The 16,635-nt window shown below is 65.5% G+C and carries 13 protein-coding genes and 2 tRNA genes; 4 read left to right on the top strand and 11 right to left on the bottom strand.

Features of this window, described 5'->3' with window-relative positions; all coding sequences use genetic code 11:
* Position 1: 1 nt before the first annotated feature.
* Both SF06_RS00775 and azu read right to left on the bottom strand, forming a co-directional pair.
* Positions 2-1,096: a flavin reductase family protein gene (locus SF06_RS00775; RefSeq protein WP_039559369.1), complete on the bottom strand. Its 1,095-nt coding sequence runs from the start codon at positions 1,094-1,096 to the stop codon at positions 2-4.
* Positions 1,097-1,629: 533 nt separating this feature from the next.
* Positions 1,630-2,079 carry an azurin gene (gene azu, locus SF06_RS00770; RefSeq protein WP_027589903.1) on the bottom strand — a complete coding sequence of 150 codons (450 nt, stop codon included), beginning with the start codon at positions 2,077-2,079 and terminating at the stop codon, positions 1,630-1,632.
* Between the two features lie 313 nt (positions 2,080-2,392).
* Here azu and SF06_RS00765 point away from each other — a divergent pair, with 313 nt between their 5' ends.
* Positions 2,393-3,406 carry a DUF5924 family protein gene (locus SF06_RS00765; protein WP_039559367.1) on the top strand — a complete coding sequence of 338 codons (1,014 nt, stop codon included), beginning with the start codon at positions 2,393-2,395 and terminating at the stop codon, positions 3,404-3,406.
* Positions 3,407-3,530: 124 nt separating this feature from the next.
* On the opposite strand, the gene SF06_RS00760 is transcribed toward SF06_RS00765, so the two are convergent.
* The 9 genes from SF06_RS00760 to rnr form a co-directional block, all read right to left on the bottom strand.
* Positions 3,531-5,828 carry a YgiQ family radical SAM protein gene (locus SF06_RS00760; protein WP_039559364.1) on the bottom strand — a complete coding sequence of 766 codons (2,298 nt, stop codon included), beginning with the start codon at positions 5,826-5,828 and terminating at the stop codon, positions 3,531-3,533.
* A gap of 99 nt (positions 5,829-5,927) precedes the next feature.
* Positions 5,928-7,004: an alanine racemase gene (gene alr, locus SF06_RS00755; protein WP_039559362.1), complete on the bottom strand. Its 1,077-nt coding sequence runs from the start codon at positions 7,002-7,004 to the stop codon at positions 5,928-5,930.
* 109 nt (positions 7,005-7,113) lie between these two features.
* Positions 7,114-8,511, bottom strand: coding sequence for a replicative DNA helicase (gene dnaB / locus SF06_RS00750; protein ID WP_027589452.1), 1,398 nt, complete (start codon positions 8,509-8,511; stop codon positions 7,114-7,116).
* Between the two features lie 113 nt (positions 8,512-8,624).
* Positions 8,625-9,071 (bottom strand): 50S ribosomal protein L9, encoded by a 447-nt coding sequence (gene rplI, locus SF06_RS00745; RefSeq protein WP_027589451.1) that lies wholly within the window; start codon positions 9,069-9,071, stop codon positions 8,625-8,627.
* Between the two features lie 21 nt (positions 9,072-9,092).
* Complete coding sequence (locus tag SF06_RS00740; RefSeq protein ID WP_039559360.1) at positions 9,093-9,962, bottom strand: hypothetical protein; 870 nt, start codon at positions 9,960-9,962, stop codon at positions 9,093-9,095.
* A 36-nt stretch (positions 9,963-9,998) separates the two neighbouring features.
* A complete protein-coding gene (gene rpsR / locus SF06_RS00735; RefSeq protein ID WP_003452992.1) occupies positions 9,999-10,229 on the bottom strand; it encodes a 30S ribosomal protein S18 in 231 nt (76 codons plus the stop codon).
* A gap of 28 nt (positions 10,230-10,257) precedes the next feature.
* Positions 10,258-10,671, bottom strand: coding sequence for a 30S ribosomal protein S6 (rpsF, locus tag SF06_RS00730; RefSeq protein WP_027589449.1), 414 nt, complete (start codon positions 10,669-10,671; stop codon positions 10,258-10,260).
* Positions 10,672-10,844: 173 nt separating this feature from the next.
* Complete coding sequence (gene rlmB, locus SF06_RS00725; protein ID WP_027589448.1) at positions 10,845-11,591, bottom strand: 23S rRNA (guanosine(2251)-2'-O)-methyltransferase RlmB; 747 nt, start codon at positions 11,589-11,591, stop codon at positions 10,845-10,847.
* Complete coding sequence (gene rnr, locus SF06_RS00720) at positions 11,588-14,419, bottom strand: ribonuclease R (protein ID WP_052199669.1); 2,832 nt, start codon at positions 14,417-14,419, stop codon at positions 11,588-11,590. Before rnr ends, rlmB begins: the two co-directional genes overlap by 4 nt.
* 201 nt (positions 14,420-14,620) lie before the next feature.
* On the opposite strand from rnr, the gene SF06_RS00715 reads away from it, so the two are divergent.
* The 3 genes from SF06_RS00715 (at position 14,621) to SF06_RS00705 (ending at position 16,623) form a co-directional block, all read left to right on the top strand.
* Positions 14,621-14,707, top strand: a tRNA-Leu gene (locus tag SF06_RS00715).
* 58 nt (positions 14,708-14,765) lie between these two features.
* Positions 14,766-14,852 (top strand) — tRNA-Leu (locus SF06_RS00710).
* Between the two features lie 190 nt (positions 14,853-15,042).
* Entirely contained in the window at positions 15,043-16,623 is a 1,581-nt protein-coding gene (locus SF06_RS00705; RefSeq protein ID WP_039559353.1) for a methyl-accepting chemotaxis protein, read from the top strand.
* The last annotated feature ends 12 nt before the right edge of the window (positions 16,624-16,635 follow it).

Below are 16,635 nucleotides of genomic sequence, written 5' to 3'. Positions count from 1 at the left end.
GTCAGAGGTCGATGCGCACATCGCTCAGCGGGGCGCTGACGCAGATGCGGATCGGCTGGCCGGGCTCGCTGGTTTCGCGGCCGCTGCGCAGGTCGCGCACGCGGCCCTCCAGCAGCTGGCAGGTGCATTCGGTACAGATGCCCTGTCGACAGCCATGCTTGGGCTTGAGGCCACGGGCCTCGGCCTGTTCCAGCAGGGAACGCTGGTCGTCACCCTCGGCGCGCAGACCGGAGCGGGCGAATTCCAGGCGCACGGCCTGCCCCGCCCCGGCGACCTGGGCGGGTGGCGGGCTGAAGGCTTCCCATTGCGCCGTGCCGGCACGCGGCTCGGCACTCCACAGGCTCAGCGCCTTTTGTACGAAGCCGTGCGGACCACAGGCCAGCAGCGAATGGGCCGGCAGATCGCGCAGGTGCTCGGCGCCCAGGCGGCCATGCAGTTCGCCCTCCCCGGCCGGCTCTCCGGTGATCAGCCATTGCACGCGCAGATTGGGGTGGCGCGCCATCAGTGCCTGCAGCTCGGGCACGAAGGCGCGCTGTTCGCGCCGGCGCACCGAATGCAGCAGCCAGACCGGCTGTTTGCAGCCCTTGGCCAGCGCTTCGCGCAGCAGGCCATACAGGGCGGTGATACCGCTGCCGGCGGCCAGCAGCAGCACGCCGGAATCGGCGTCCCGGGGCCACTCCAGCTCACCGCTTGGCGCGCCCAGTTCCAGCACATCGCCGGGCAGGAGGGTGTCGATCAGCTTATCGGCGAAACGCCCGCCAGGTTGGCGCTTAATGGCCAGCTCCAGCACGCGCCCACGCACGGCGGTCAGGCTGTAGCAGCGCGCCAGGCGCACGCCATCGCGCTCGCCATACACCAGCACCGCCTGGCCGGGTCGCGCGCCCGGCCAGTTGCGGTTCGCCTTCAGGCGCAACGCCAGCATGTCGGCGGCGACCCAGCGCAGGGAATGCACGCGCGCGAAGGTACGGTTGAGTCGCCAGTCGGCGCGTAGCGCACCAAGCCAGGCGTCCACGCCGGCTTCGCGCAGCCAGCCGTGCGCCACCAGCAGGCGCAACGGCTGGAGCCAGCCGGCAGAGGAGAAAACGAAAGAGGGCATGCAGGATCCATTTGAGTGAACAAGCGTGCACAAACTGCCAGAGGGCAGGCCTTGAGTCAACGCTTGTTCACTAGAAGCCCCTCGGTCAACCAAAGGCCGCCCGGCGCCAACCTCTGGCAAACCTGATTGAGATCAAAGTAATGGCACCGTTCATGCACAATGATCGCCGTGCCATGGAATTGGCACCGCGACCGGCCCGTCGACCCCATCCGCCCGACGGGCTGGTTGCTCTTGCGCAAAAAACCGACAACCTCGGCCAAGCCACGGGAGCCGCTGCCCACCTCCGGTTTTCCGCCCGCTATCCACAGACTTATCCACAGCTTCTGGGGAAAAAGATCAGGCTTTCCTCGCGCCACTCAAGTGTGCTAAGCGCTTGTTAAGTGGACATTTTCTGCGCTGCACAAAAAGCGGACAAAGTGCTGGAGGCCCCGAATGGCGTGACTTCCCGCACGTTTCCCGCCACTTATGCACAGGAAGGCCCACAGGTTTTCTGGACAACTTCCTGCCGCCTACCCAGCCCGAACGCAGCGCAATCAATCCACAAGCGTGACGGTACCCTTCATGACGGCCGCGTGCCCTGGGAAGGTGCAGAAGAACATGTACTGTCCATCCGCCTGCAGTTGCGCCACGTCAAAGGTGACGGACGTGCTTTCGCCCCCGCCGATCATCTTGGTATGCGCCAGGATGCGGGAGTCATCGGCCTTCAGGTAGTCGTTATCCAGGCCGGCCGCGGCGCCCTCGTTGACCACCGGCGTCATGTCCGCCTGCCGGGTGAGCACCCAGTTGTGGCCCATGACGTTCTTCGGCAACTGGCCAACGTGCTTCAGGTTGACGGTGAACTGCTGGCAACTCTTGGCGATTTCGATTGCGTTGGTGCTGTAGGTCATCTGGTCGGTGGAGTCGATGTCCACGCTGCATTCAGCGGCCCACAGGGGCGCGGCGGGCAAGGACAGCAAAGCAACCAGGGCGAGTCGACGGATCATGAGGGTTCTCCGGTCAGCGAGTGGTTGAGCCGGTAGACGCATGGACTCGGGCGGGGTTCCGTCGCCACGACGAGGCTATCGTTGCCATGCAAAGCTTCAACGAGCCGCGGCGACCGGGGCGGCCTAGCATGGCAGCCGTTACCGAACGGAGGACGTTCCCATGGGTCTTGAAGAACTGCTGCGCAACCTGCTGGCCAGCTATGCCTCGGCGGCGTGCGGCAACGCCCTGTAGCTTGTCCGCAACCTTTTAACCCCGACGGGGGTCTTATCGGCACGGCGGCCATCCGGTCGTCAGTTTCGCTTCGTGTGCCGCATGCCCCGCTGGATCGACTCCCTGCACCCGCTGATCGAGCGGGTGACCGCCTTTCTCAAACGCTATCCCGGGCTGGTCGCGCTGTTCGGCTTCGTGTCCGGACTGGCCAGCTTTCTGCTGGTCGATCGCCAGGCCGGGCTGGCCAAGGTGATCGCCGTGGTGATGCTGGTCAGCTGGCTGTGGCTGGCACTGGGTCACACCCTGTACCGCTGGCTGGAGCGGCGCTTCGGCCTGCGCCTGCCGCCGCCGCTGCTGCACTACGCGACGCAGATGATCCACCAGGAGAGTCTGTTCTTTATCCTGCCGTTCTTCTTCATCACCACCAGCTGGAATACCGGCCAGGCCGCGTTTACCGGTGTGCTGGGCCTGGCCGCGCTGGTCTCGATCGTCGACCCGATCTACTACCGGGGCCTGGCGACGCGCCGCTGGCTGTACCTGGCGTTCCACAGCCTGACGCTGTTCGCCGTGCTGCTCACCGCGCTGCCGATCATCCTGCAATTGGACACCGCGCAGAGCTACCGCTGGGCGCTGGGCATCGCCCTGCTGCTGGCCCTGCCCAGCCTCGCGGCACTCACCGGAACGGGCTGGCGCCGCTGGCTGCTGGCCCCCCTGTTGCTGGTGGCGCTGGCCGGCGCCGGCTGGCTGGCACGGCTGTGGGTGCCGCCGGCGACCCTGTGGCTGAACCAGGTCGCCATCGCCCACGAGGTGCGCGAGCGGGCACCTACCGAACGGTTGCGGCGGGTCAGCGTGGAGCGCCTGAATGCTGAGGGTCTGTACGCCTACACAGCGATCAGTGCGCCGCGCGGCCTGTCAGAGCGCATTCAGCACGTCTGGAGATTGAACGGCAAGGAGGTGGACCGCATCACCCTTTCGATCCAGGGCGGCCGCGAAGCGGGCTACCGGGCCTGGACCCACAAGCGCAACTTCCCGCCCGACCCACGCGGCAGGTGGCAGGTGCAGGTGGTGACCGAAGCCGGTCAGTTGATCGGGGTGGTGCGCTTCGTCGTCGAGTAGGGCGGTCAAGGCATCGCCTTGGCCGCCGTTCCGGCGGCAGGGGGCCTGGATCGCGCCCCACCGATCCACCGCGCGCCGTACCGGCGCGATGGTGGACAAGGAAAACGTTGTCCACCCTACGGGCTTAGCGCGGCGCCACCGGGCGCTGCGGCTTGCCGCCCTTCCCGCCCTTGCCGGCGCCACCCTTGCCCGCCCGGGCCTGCTCGGCGCGACGGGCTTCGGCAGCGGCCTTGGCCTGTTCGCGCTTGTCCCAGGCATTGCCGTCGTGGCTGCGCGGCGGCAGGCCGGTGTGCTGGGTGAGCAGCTTGCCGCCCTGCCCGGCCTTCTTGCTGCCGACCGGCGTGGAGTTCTTGCGCCGCGCGCTCTGGTAGCCCGCATCGCCGGCCGACTGATGGGCCGGGATCAGCTGGTGCTTGGCGGAGCCGATCAGGTCGGCACGGCCCATGCGGATCAACGCCTCGCGCAGCAGCGGCCAGTTCTTCGGGTCGTGCCAGCGCAGGAAGGCCTTGTGCAGGCGGCGCTGCTCCTCGCTCTTCACCACCACCACGCCTTCGCTCTTGTAGGTGACCTTGCGCAGCGGATTCTTGCCGGTGTGGTACATGGCGGTGGCCGAGGCCATCGGCGACGGATAGAAGGCCTGCACCTGGTCGGCGCGGAAGCCGTTGGCCTTCAGCCACAGGGCGAGGTTCATCATGTCTTCGTCGGTGGTACCCGGGTGCGCGGCGATGAAGTACGGGATCAGGTACTGTTCCTTGCCCGCTTCCTTCGAATACTTGTCGAACATCTTCTTGAAGCGGTCGTAGGAGCCGATGCCCGGCTTCATCATCTTGTCCAGCGGACCGCGCTCGGTGTGCTCCGGGGCGATCTTCAGGTAGCCGCCCACGTGGTGGGTGACCAGCTCCTTGACGTACTCGGGCGATTCCACCGCCAGGTCGTAGCGCAGACCCGAGGCGATGAGGATCTTCTTCACGCCGGGCAGCGCGCGGGCCTTGCGGTACAGCTCGATCAGCGAGCTGTGGTTGGTATCCAGGTTCTCGCAGATGCCCGGATAAACGCAGGACGGCTTGCGGCAGTGCTTCTCGATGTCGTGGCTCTTGCAACCCAGCCGGTACATGTTGGCGGTCGGCCCGCCGAGGTCGGAGACCACCCCGGTGAAGCCGCGCACCTTCTTCATCTCCTCGATCTCGTGGAGGATCGACTCGTGCGAGCGGCTCTGGATGATGCGCCCCTCGTGCTCGGTGATGGAGCAGAAGGTACAGCCGCCGAAGCAGCCGCGCATGATGTTCACCGAGAAGCGGATCATCTCGTAGGCGGGAATCTTCGCGCCGTTGTAGGCCGGGTGCGGCACGCGCGCGTAGGGCGCGGCGAACACGTAGTCCATCTCCTCGGTGGTCAGCGGGATCGGCGGCGGATTCAGCCAGATGTCCAGGTTCTCGTGCTTCTGCACCAGCGCGCGGGCGTTGCCCGGGTTGGTTTCCAGGTGCAGCACGCGGTTGGCGTGGGCATACAGCGCCGGGTCGTTGCGCACCTTCTCGAAGGACGGCAGGCGGATCACCGTGCGCTCGCGGTCATGGCTCGGGTGCGGCAGCAGCACCAGCGGCTTGGCCTCGTTGGGGTCCTCGGCCGGCGGCTGGCCGTTTTCCAGGGCGCAGGCTTCCAGGTCGCGGGTGTTGACGTAGGGGTTGATGATCTTGTCGATCTTGCCCGGCCGGTCGATGCGCGTGGAGTCGATCTCGAACCAGCCCGCGGGGGTGTCCTTGCGGATGAAGGCGGTGCCGCGCACGTCGGTGATGGCCTCGATCAGCTGGCCGGCGGCCAGGCGATGAGCCACTTCGACGATGGCGCGCTCGGCGTTGCCATACAGCAGCAGGTCGGCGGTGGCGTCCATGAGGATCGAACGGCGCACCTTGTCCGACCAGTAGTCGTAGTGGGCGATGCGGCGCAGCGACGCCTCGATGCCGCCGAGGACTACCGGCGTATCGCTGAAGGCCTCCTTGCAGCGCTGGCTGTACACCAGGCTGGCGCGGTCCGGACGCTTGCCGGCCTCGCCGCCGGCGGTATAGGCATCGTCGGAGCGCACCTTACGGTCGGCGGTGTAGCGGTTGATCATCGAGTCCATGTTGCCCGCCGCCACACCGAAGAACAGGTTCGGCTTGCCGAGCTTCATGAAGTCGTCTTTGGAACGCCAGTCCGGCTGGCTGATGATGCCGACACGGAAGCCCTGGGCTTCCAGCAGCCGGCCGATGATTGCCATGCCGAACGACGGATGGTCGACGTAGGCGTCGCCGGTGACCACGATGATGTCGCAGCTGTCCCAGCCGAGCCGATCCATCTCTTCCCGGCTCATCGGCAGGAAGGGCGCGGGCCCGAAGCACTCGGCCCAGTATTTGGGGTAGTCGAACAGCGGCTTGACGGCGGTCATGGACGGAACCAGGGGCAATACGAAAAAGGGCGCGGAATATAGCACAAAAAGTGAACAAGTCCGACAAGGACGCTCGGGTTTGGCAGTGGCCGGTAGCGCCTACGATCGGTACTCGCGGCGTACCCGGGCGGTGACCTTGGTCAGCAGCTCGTAGCCGATGGTCCCGGCAGCCTTCGCGACCTCGTCGACCGACAGCTGGGCACCCCACAGTTCCACTGCATCGCCGATGCGCGCCTCCGGCAGGTCGGTGACGTCGATGGCCAGCATGTCCATGGACACCCGGCCGGCCAGCGGCACGCGCCGGCCGCGCACCACCACCGGCGTGCCGGACGGCGCGTGCCGCGGGTAACCGTCGGCGTAACCGCAGCTGACCGTGGCGATGCGCGACGGCCGCTGCGCCACCCAGGCGGCGCCGTAGCCCACCCCCTCGCCAGCCGGCACATCGTGCAGCGCGATGATCTGCGCGGTCAGGCTCATGGCCGGCGTGAGGCCCAGCTCGGCGGCGCTCATCCCGGTGAACGGCGAGGCGCCGTAGAGCATGATCCCCGGCCGGACCCAGTCCATGTGCGCCGGGGCGAAGGTCAGCACCGCGGCGGAGTTGGCGAAACTGCGCTGGTCGAACGCCACGTCCTGAAGGTCGACATAGCAATCCAGCTGCTGGCCGGTGAGCTCGTGACCCCGTTCGTCGGCACAGGCCAGGTGGCTGATCAGGTTGACTTCGGCCACCTGCGGCGCGGCGCGCAGGCGTTCGGCCCAATGACGGATCTCCTCGGCGGAGAAGCCCAGCCGGTGCATGCCGGAATCCAGCTTGAGCCAGACGTTGAGCTGGCGGTCGCTGCGCAGCATCAACAGGCGCTCGGCCTGCTCAGTGCCCTGCACCGCCACATCCAGGTTGAGCGCCACGGCCGTGCGCCAGTCTTCCTCGTCGAAGCAGCCTTCCAGCAGCAGGATGCGCGCCTTGGGCGCATTGGCGCGCACCACGCGGGCCTCCTCCACACAGCACACGGCGAACCCGTCGGCCTCCTCGGCCAGCGCCGTCGCCACCATGGCCGCGCCGTGACCGTAGGCATCGGCCTTGACCACCGCCAGGGCGCGCCGCCCCGGCGCACAGCGCTTGGCCTGGGCGTAGTTGTGACGGATGGCGGCCAGATCGACCGTGGCGACGAGGGGGCGCATGGGGAAATCCTGTGCAGCGGAAAAAGACCCGGGAAAGCTTACTCCTCACAGCCGGGCCCGCAAGGCGAAAGCGGCGCGGCGACGCCCTCGCCGGCCGGACGCTGGCGAGTTATTCGTCGTCGTCGAACTGGTAGCTACCCGGCGCCAGGTTCTCGAAGCGCGAATAGCGACCGAGGAAGGCCAGGCGCACCGTGCCGATCGGCCCGTTACGCTGCTTGCCGATGATGATTTCGGCGATGCCCTTGTGCTCGGTTTCCGGGTGATACACCTCGTCCCGGTAAACGAACATGATGATGTCGGCGTCCTGCTCGATGGCCCCGGACTCGCGCAGGTCGGAGTTGACCGGGCGCTTGTTGGGCCGCTGCTCCAGCGAGCGGTTGAGCTGCGAGAGCGCCACTACCGGGCAGTTGAATTCCTTGGCCAGCGCCTTGAGCGAGCGGGAGATTTCCGAGATCTCGTTGACCCGGTTGTCGCCGCTGGAGCCGGGGATGCGCATCAGCTGCAGGTAGTCGACCATGATCAGGCCGATCTCGCCGTGCTCGCGGGCCACCCGGCGGGTGCGCGCGCGCATTTCCGAGGGGCTGATGCCGGCGGTGTCGTCGATGAACAGCTTGCGGTCGTTGAGCAGGTTGACCGCCGAGGTCAGGCGCGGCCAGTCGTCGTCGTCCAGCTTGCCGGTGCGCACCTTGGTCTGATCGATGCGCCCCAGCGAGGCGAGCATACGGATGACGATGGAATCGGCAGGCATTTCCAGCGAGTAGACGAGGATCGCCTTGTCGCTGCGCAGCAGGGCGTTCTCCACCAGGTTCATGGCGAAGGTGGTCTTGCCCATCGACGGACGGCCAGCCACGATCACCAGGTCGGCGGCCTGCAGGCCGCTGGTCTTGTCGTCCAGGTCGGAGAAGCCGGTGGTCAGGCCGGTGATGGCGTCGGTGCTGTTGAACAGCGTGTCGATGCGGTCGATGGCCTTGGCGAGGATGTCGTTGAGGCCCACCGGGCCGCCGCTCTTGGGGCGTGCCTCGGCGATCTCGAAAATCTTGCGCTCGGCCTCGTCGAGGATCTCGTCGCCGTTGCGGCCTTGCGGGGCATAGGCGCTGTCGGCGATCTCGCTGCTGACGCTGATCAGCTTGCGCAGGGTGGCCCGCTCGCGAATGATCGCCGCGTAGGCCTTGATATTGGCCACTGAGGGCGTGTTCTTGGCCAGTTCGCCCAGGTAGGCCAGGCCGCCGACCTGGTTCAGGTGGCCTTCCTTGTCCAGTTGCTCGGACAGGGTCACCACGTCGAACGGCATGTTGCGCTCGGCCAGCACGTGGACGGCGCGGAAGATCAGGCGATGGTCATGGCGGTAGAAGTCGCCATCCGAAACCTGGTCAGCGACCCGTTCCCAGGCGTCGTTGTCCAGCATCAGGCCACCCAGCACGGCTTGCTCGGCCTCGATGGAATGCGGGGGCACCTTGAGGGCCGCGGTTTCCAGGTCGTACTGCTCGGGTAGGCTGATTTCGTTCATGGGTCTCGACAACGTTTTGCTGCGGCAGAAAAACAACAGGCACGTTCCGCTTGAGCGAAACGTGCCTGATGTTACGCGTCCGACCCCGCAAGGGGCCAGACAGTTCGTCGACCTTAGCCGGCGACCACGACCAGACGGACGCTGGCCTCGACGTCGGTGTGCAGGTGCAGCGCGACGTCGTATTCGCCAACCTGGCGAATGGTGCCGTTGGGCAGACGCACTTCGCTCTTGGCCACTTCCACGCCGGAGGCGGTCAGGGCGTCGGCGATGTCGGCGGTGCCGATGGAACCGAACAGCTTGCCTTCATCGCCAGCAACGGCGGTGATGGTCACTTCCAGCTCGTTCAGCTGAGCGGCGCGGGCTTCGGCAGCGGCCTTCTTCTCGGCAGCAGCCTTTTCCAGCTCGGCGCGACGGGCTTCGAACGCAGCCACGTTCTCGGCGGTAGCCGGGGTGGCCTTGCCTTGCGGCATCAGGTAGTTACGACCGTAACCGCTGCGAACTTTGACCTTGTCGCCCAGGTTGCCGAGGTTGGCAATTTTTTCCAGCAGGATGACTTCCATTTGAGTCTTACCTCTTAACTTTTAACCTTCACCGTTCGCAGGTCCCGAACCCTGGTTACGAGCCAGACGACCGCGAAAATCAAACAGGCTGTCGATAACAGCCAACAGACAGATCAAGTTCCCAAACAGCAACACCGCAAGGTACAAGGCGAAGACCCAGGCACCCGATAGGCGTTTCAGGGCAATCAAGCCATGCCCCAGCCCAGCTCCGGCGAACAACAGCGGCACCATGCAAATAGCAGCCAACGGAGCCGCCTCAGCGCTCAACGCCGGAGCGAGGAGCAAGCCGATTAGCAAAGCAATTGCCAAGGCCGGAGGCAAACGAACCGCGCGAAACTCTTGTCCAAAGCCGCCCGGGTTGAACAGCGCCGCTTGCCAGTAACGCGCCAGCACAAGGCAGACTAAAGATGCGGCCTGTAAAAAGCTCGCAATCAGCCCCGTTAGAGCCGGAATCAACGACTCCTGCACTGCGGCGATCTGGTCGGCCGGCAAATCCTTCATAAGCTGAGGAAGCATCGGACGGGCAGCACCCGCCAACGACTCAACCAGCTCTCGGGAAATAGTGCTCAATATCGCGATGAACACCATGCCAAGCACAACACTGGAAAACAGCACCCAAACCCAGGACGCAGTGGAGCGCAGAACCTGCGCCAGCACCAGTGTGCCGACCATGACCAGAAGGATGCTCGGATCACCGAGCAGCCACCAGAACAGAGCAGGCAACAACGCCCAGAACAAAACACTCAGCGCATCGCTCAGACCGCGCCGCAGCAGTATGAAACCGCCACCTGCCGCGCCCAACCAGAACAACAGCGGTATAGCAATGGAACCCGCCACCCCAAGGGTGGCCTGCATGCGGCCGCGCATTACGAATTCAGCAAAGGCACGCATGCGATCTATCTCTCAACGCTTATCGACCGACCGCGATCAGCGACCGTGGCTGTCGGTGTAGGGCAGCAGGGCCAGGTAGCGGGCGCGCTTGATGGCGGTGGCCAGCTGACGCTGGTACTTGGCTTTGGTCCCGGTGATACGGCTCGGAACGATCTTGCCGGTTTCGGAGATGTAGGCCTTCAGGGTGTTGAGATCCTTGAAGTCGATCTCCTTCACGCCTTCGGCGGTGAAACGGCAGAACTTACGACGACGGAAGAAACGTGCCATGGTCTTGGCTCCTCAATAGATCCGGTGATTACTCGTCAGCGTTGTCGCTGTCATTGTCGCTGTCGTCGGAACCCTCAGGGGATTCGACGCGCTCACGACGCTCACGGCGCTCGCTGCGGTTTTCTTCGGCCTTGAGCATCTCGGACTGGCCGGTAACGGCTTCGTCGCGACGGATGATCAGGTTACGGATCACGGCATCGTTGTAGCGGAAGTTGTCTTCCAGCTCGGCCAGGGCCTTGGCGCCGCACTCGACGTTCATCAGGATGTAGTGAGCCTTGTGAACGTTGTCGATGGCGTAGGCCAGCTGACGACGGCCCCAGTCTTCCAGGCGGTGGATCTTGCCGCCGTCTTCCTCGATGAGCTTGGTGTAGCGCTCAACCATGCCGCCAACCTGCTCGCTCTGGTCCGGGTGAACCAGGAAGATGATTTCGTAATGACGCATAAATGCTCCTTACGGGTTGTAGCCTGCCGCGCGTGCGATCAGGCAAGGAGTGAATGTCTCGTTCTTGACTTGCCCCGCAGGCGAGCGAACGCCTGCCGGCAGGGCAAGGGGCGACATTCTAGAGAGGCAACCGGCGCCAGGCAAGGCGCGACGCCGATTATTCGCTCCGCCGGTCAGGCCGGCCGGCGACGCTGGCGCAGCGCCTCGAACAGGCACACGCCGGTGGCCACGGAAACGTTCAGGCTGCTGACGCTGCCGGCCATCGGCAGGCGCGCCAGGAAGTCGCAGTGCTCGCGGGTCAGGCGGCGCATACCCTTGCCCTCGGCGCCCATCACCAGCACGGTCGGGCCGGTGAGGTCCAGGTCATAGAGTTCCTTGTCCGCCTCGCCGGCAGTACCGACGATCCACAAGCCCTTCTTCTGCAGCTTTTCCAGGGTGCGCGACAGGTTCGTCACCGCCACCAGCGGAATCACCTCCGCAGCGCCACAGGCCACCTTGCGCACGGTGGCATTCAGGGTCGCGGACTTGTCCTTGGGCACGATCACCGCCTGCGCGCCGGCGGCATCGGCGGTGCGCAGGCAGGCGCCCAGGTTGTGCGGGTCGGTGACCCCGTCCAGCACCAGCAGCAGGGCCGGACCTTCGTTGCGCTCGAGCAGTTCGTCGAGCATGTTCTCGCCCCACACCTGGCTGGGGCTGACTTCCGCCACCACGCCCTGGTGCACACCCTCGGCCCACTCGTCCAGCTCGCGGCGCTCGCGCTGGCCGACGTTGACCCGATGCGCCTCGGCCAGGCTCAGCAACGCCTGGATGCGCGGATCCTGGCGACCCTCGGCCACCCACAACTGCTTGACCCGCTTGGGATGGTGGCGCAGCAACGCCTCCACGGCGTGTACGCCGTAAACCTTTTCCAGATCACTCATGACTTCGCCTTGGATTTGCCGGCGCCACGCTTGGCCTTGCCGCTCTTGCTCTTGCCGGCCTTGCCGGAATCCTTGTCTTTCGCCTTGCTCGAGGCCCGCTTGCCTTTACCCTTGGCCTCGTCGAGCAGCGCCTTCTTGACCGCGCGGCTCTTGCCTACCTCGGCGGCCACCTGCACCTCCAGTTCGGCGGCGGAAAGTACCTGCACCTTGCCTACCACGCGGCGCGACAGCAGTGCCGGCTTCTCGCTCGAACGCCGCCGCGCCGGTACTTCCTCCGGCAACTCGACCTGCGGCTCACGCGCCTTGCGATGCCCGAGGATCGCCGGACGTTCCGGCTGGGTACCCGGCGCCACCTTGCGCTTGCGCGGCAGGGCCTCGGGCTCGGGGTCCGGCCAGTCGAAGGCCGGCTCGTCGTCCAGGTCACGAATCTTCTTGCGCGCCGGCTTTTCCGGCTCGCTCACGGGCTTGGTGGCCTTGGGCCTCTCGGGCTTGACCGGCGCCGGAGCGACCGCCTTGGCCGGTGACTTGCCCTTGCGCGCCCGGACAGGCTTCTCCGCAGAAACCGCCGGCTCGCCGCGTGGGCGCTGCGCCGCCGCTTCGGCGACCAGCTCGAAGTCGATCTTGCGCTCGTCGAGGTCAACCCGTGCCACGCGCACCTGGACGCTGTCGCCCAGGCGGAAGATGCGCCCGCTGCGCTCGCCGGCCAGGCGATGGTGCATCGGGTCGAAGTGGTAGTAGTCGGCGGGCAGGCCGGTAACGTGCACCAGGCCCTCGACATAGATATCCGTGAGTTCGACGAAGATGCCGAAACCGGTGACCGCGGTGATAACGCCCGGGAAGGTCTCGCCGACCCGGTCGCGCATGTATTCGCACTTGAGCCAGTTCACCACGTCACGGGTGGCCTCGTCGGCGCGCCGCTCGGTCATCGAGCAGTCTTCGCCGAGCTGCGCCAGGCGCTCCTCGTCGTAGGGATAGATGCGCGCCTTGGGCACTGCGGCGGCGCCCACGCGTACCACGTGCTCGCTCTGCCGCCTGGAGCGGATCAGGCCACGGATCGCACGATGCACCAGCAGATCGGGGTAGCGGCGGATCGGAGAGGTGAAGTGGGTATAGGCCTCGTAGTTGAGGCCGAAGTGACCGACATTCTCCGGGCTGTAAACCGCCTGACTCAGCGAACGCAGCATCACCGTCTGGATCAGGTGGAAATCCGGGCGATCACGCACCGCATCGAGCAGGCGCAGGTAGTCCTTGGGCGTCGGATCGCCCTTGCCCCGGTACAGGGTCAGGCCCAGCTCACCGAGGAAGCCCTTGAGCTTCTCCAGCTTTTCCGCCGGCGGGCTGTCATGCACCCGGTACAGCGCGGGAATCTCGTGTTCCTGCAGAAACGCCGCGGTGGCCACGTTGGCGCACAGCATGCATTCCTCGATCAGCTTGTGCGCGTCGTTTCGCTCGGTCGGGCGGATTTCCACGATCTTGCGGTCGGCGCCGAAGACGATGCGGGTTTCCTGGGTCTCGAAATCGATGGCGCCCCGCACGGTGCGCTCCTTGAGCAGCACCTTGAACAGCCGGTACAGCTCCTCGAGGTGCGGCGTCACCTGCGGCAGTTGGCTGCGCAGCTGCGCGGCCTCGGCGCTCTTCGGCTGCTCCAGCAACTGACTGACCTTGGTGTAGGTGAGTCGCGCATGGGAGTGGATTACCGCTTCGCAGAAGCGATAGCCGGTCATCTTGCCGGCGGCCGACAGATCGACGATGCACACCATAGCCAGGCGATCAACCTGGGGATTGAGCGAGCACAGGCCATTGGATAGCACTTCCGGCAGCATCGGCACGACCTGCTCGGGGAAGTACACCGAGTTGCCGCGCTTGGCGGCCTCCTCGTCGAGCGCCGAGCCCACCTTCACATAGAAGGATACGTCGGCGATGGCCACGTAGAGGGTCCAGCCACCGCCCTCCGCCGGTTCGGCATAGACGGCATCGTCGAAGTCGCGGGCGTCCTCGCCGTCGATGGTGACGAACGGCAGATGACGCAGATCGACACGCTTCTGCTTGTCACGCTCGGCTACTTCGGGACTGAGCTTGGCGGCTTCCTGTTCCACCGCCTCGGGCCAGACGTGGGGGATGCCATAGCTGTGCAGCGCCACCTGGATTTCCATGCCCGGCGCCATGTAGTCGCCGAGCACCTCGGTCACTTCGCCCTGGGCCTGGCGGAAATTGCTCGGCCACTGCTCGATGCGCACCTGGACGAACTGGCCATGCTTGGCACCGGCCTGCTTGCCGGGCGCGACCAGCACTTCCTGCTGGATCTTCGGGTTGTCGGCCACCACGCGGCCGATGCCGTTCTCTTCAAAGAAGCGGCCGACCAGCACCTCGTGGGCGCGTTCGAGAATTTCGGCGATGGCGCCTTCGCGCCGGCCGCGCCGGTCGAAGCCGGCCACACGGGCCAGCACGCGGTCGCCGTCGAACACCAGGCGCATCTGCGCCGGGCTGAGGAACAGGTCGTCGCTGCCGTCCTCGGGAATGAGGAAACCAAAGCCATCGCGATGCCCGCTGACCCGACCACGGATCAGGTCCAGCTTGTCCACCGGGGCATAGGCGCCGCGCCGGGTGTAGACCAGTTGACCATCGCGCTCCATGGCGCGCAGACGGCGACGCAGCGCTTCGAGCTGCTCTTCGGTGGTCAGACCGAACTCTTCGATCAGTTGCTCGCGGGTCGCCGGGGCGCCACGCTCATCCAGTCGCATCAGGATCAGTTCACGACTGGGGATGGGGTTATCGTACTTCTCCGCCTCGCGGACGGCCTCGGGATCGAGGGATTGCCAATCGGCCATTAAGAAAAATCACCTTCTGTGTGAGGGCGGAACGGGCCCTCTGTCTATTGAAGCGCGAATCGCGCCCGCACGGCAGCTTTGCCGGACAATTATTTTTGCTGTCAGGGGTTTACAAGGAAAAAGGTGGTCCGTATAGTTCGCGGCCACAACGACAGCGATGCCGTTGTAACACGGAAACGAAGGCAACACATCGTTTCATGTGCCCAGGTGGCGGAATTGGTAGACGCACTAGGTTCAGGTCCTAGCGGTGGCAACACCGTGGAAGTTCGAGTCTTCTCCTGGGCACCACTTCAATACGAGGCAGCCGGCCTCGCTAATCAACGGCAAGTCAAAATGCTTCGGCATTGCCCAGGTGGCGGAATTGGTAGACGCACTAGGTTCAGGTCCTAGCGGTGGCAACACCGTGGAAGTTCGAGTCTTCTCCTGGGCACCAATTCTGAAAAACCGAGCCAGCGATGGCTCGGTTTTTTTATGCCCGCGAAAAACCTGATCGCTGCGTCGGGCTGCAGCAAAATGTCGCAGCACAACCGCAACGCCTTCTTTTCCTTAAAGCTTCTCCCGCCAAGGCCGATCCGTGAATGATGGCGCAACGCGCCGTCGCACCTGCCTTGTCTGGATATCCCATGAAATTCTTCATCGACTCCCTGCTGCACCGCCTGGGCCTGAAGACGCTGGCCCACCAGTTCCTGTTCTCCTATCTGCTGATGTTCCTGCTCGCGCTGCTCAGCTGCGTGGCGCTCTACCTGAGCCTGTCGGTTTCCGCCGAAACCATCAACGTCGCCGGCGCCCAGCGCATGCTCAGCCAGAAGATGACCAAGGAAGCGCTGCTGCTGCACAGCGGCGTCATCGAGCGCTCGCTGATGGAAGGCACCATGGCGCAGTTCGAGCGCTCCCATCAGGACCTGCTCAATGGCAATCCGGAGCGCAACATCAGCCGCTTCGACGATGCGTCCATCCAGGCGCAGATGCGCACCGTGGGCGAGCATTGGCAGCGCTTGCGCCAGCAACTGCTCACCGTCCAGCCCAACGGCACGCTGGACATGGCGTTGCTGCAGCAGAACTCCGTCGCGCTGATCAAGCACATGAACGATGCCGTGGTGATGATGACCCGCCTGGCCGACAGCACTCAGCGCACCCAGTTGGAGATCGCCTTCTTCTGCGTGGCAGCCATTCTCATCCTGGTCATGGCCGGCAATCAGTTCGGCATGCACCCCTTGATGGGCGCCCTGCGCCAGCTGGAACAGGCCCTGGCCCAGGTGGCCGATGGCGATTTCACCCAGCGCATGCATGCCCGCTGGAAACACGACGAATTTGGCCGCATCGCGGTGGTCTTCAACCGCATGGTCGAACAGGTGCGCGAGCTGCTCGACCAGGCCAAGCGCGGCAGTCTGCAGTCGCGCGAGCACCTGGGCGAGACGCTACGCGCCATCCAGGCCTCCGAGCAGAACATGGCCCGCCAGCACCAGCAGCTGGACCAGGCCGCCACCGCCCTCACCGAGTTGACCGCCAGCCTCGCCGAGGTCGCTCGCCACACCCAGTCCGCCGCCCAGTCGGCGCAAAGCACCGAGCGCAACGGCCAGAGCGGCCGCGCCGCGGTGCAGCGCAGCGCCGAGCTGCTCGGCACGCTGAGCCAGGAGCTGCAACGCACCGGCGAGCACATGCGCGAACTGGAGAACGAGACCCAGGCGGTCGGCAAGGTACTGGAGGTAATCACCGGCATCGCCGAGCAGACCAACCTGCTCGCGCTCAACGCGGCCATCGAGGCGGCACGCGCCGGCGAGGCCGGACGCGGTTTCGCCGTGGTGGCCGACGAGGTGCGTACCCTGGCCAGCCGGACCCAGCAGTCCACCGGCGAGATCGGCCAGATCATCGAACGCCTGCAGGGCCGCGCCCGGCGTTCGCTGGACAGCCTGCGCCACAACGCCGAGCAGGCCACCGAGAACGTGGCGCAGATTGAGCAGGCACGGAACATCTTCCAGGCGATGCTTCAGGACGTGCAGGCGATCAATGGCAGCAGCCTGCAGATCGCCTCAGCCGTGGAGCAACAGAGCCAGGTGGTTCAGGACATCGACCGGCGGGTGAACCAGCTCACCGAGCTGGCGCTGCAGACCCACCGTGACGCCGAGCGCGTGGTGCACAGCAGCGAAGAGATCCGTACCAGCATGCAGGATCTGCACGGCCAGCTGTCGCGCTTCCGCACCTGAGCCCTGCACGAA

The organism is Pseudomonas flexibilis, from assembly GCF_000802425.1.
Taxonomy (GTDB): domain Bacteria; phylum Pseudomonadota; class Gammaproteobacteria; order Pseudomonadales; family Pseudomonadaceae; genus Serpens; species Serpens flexibilis.
Note: the sequence above shows the minus strand (reverse complement) of the source record. Positions and strands in the feature narration are given on the sequence as shown.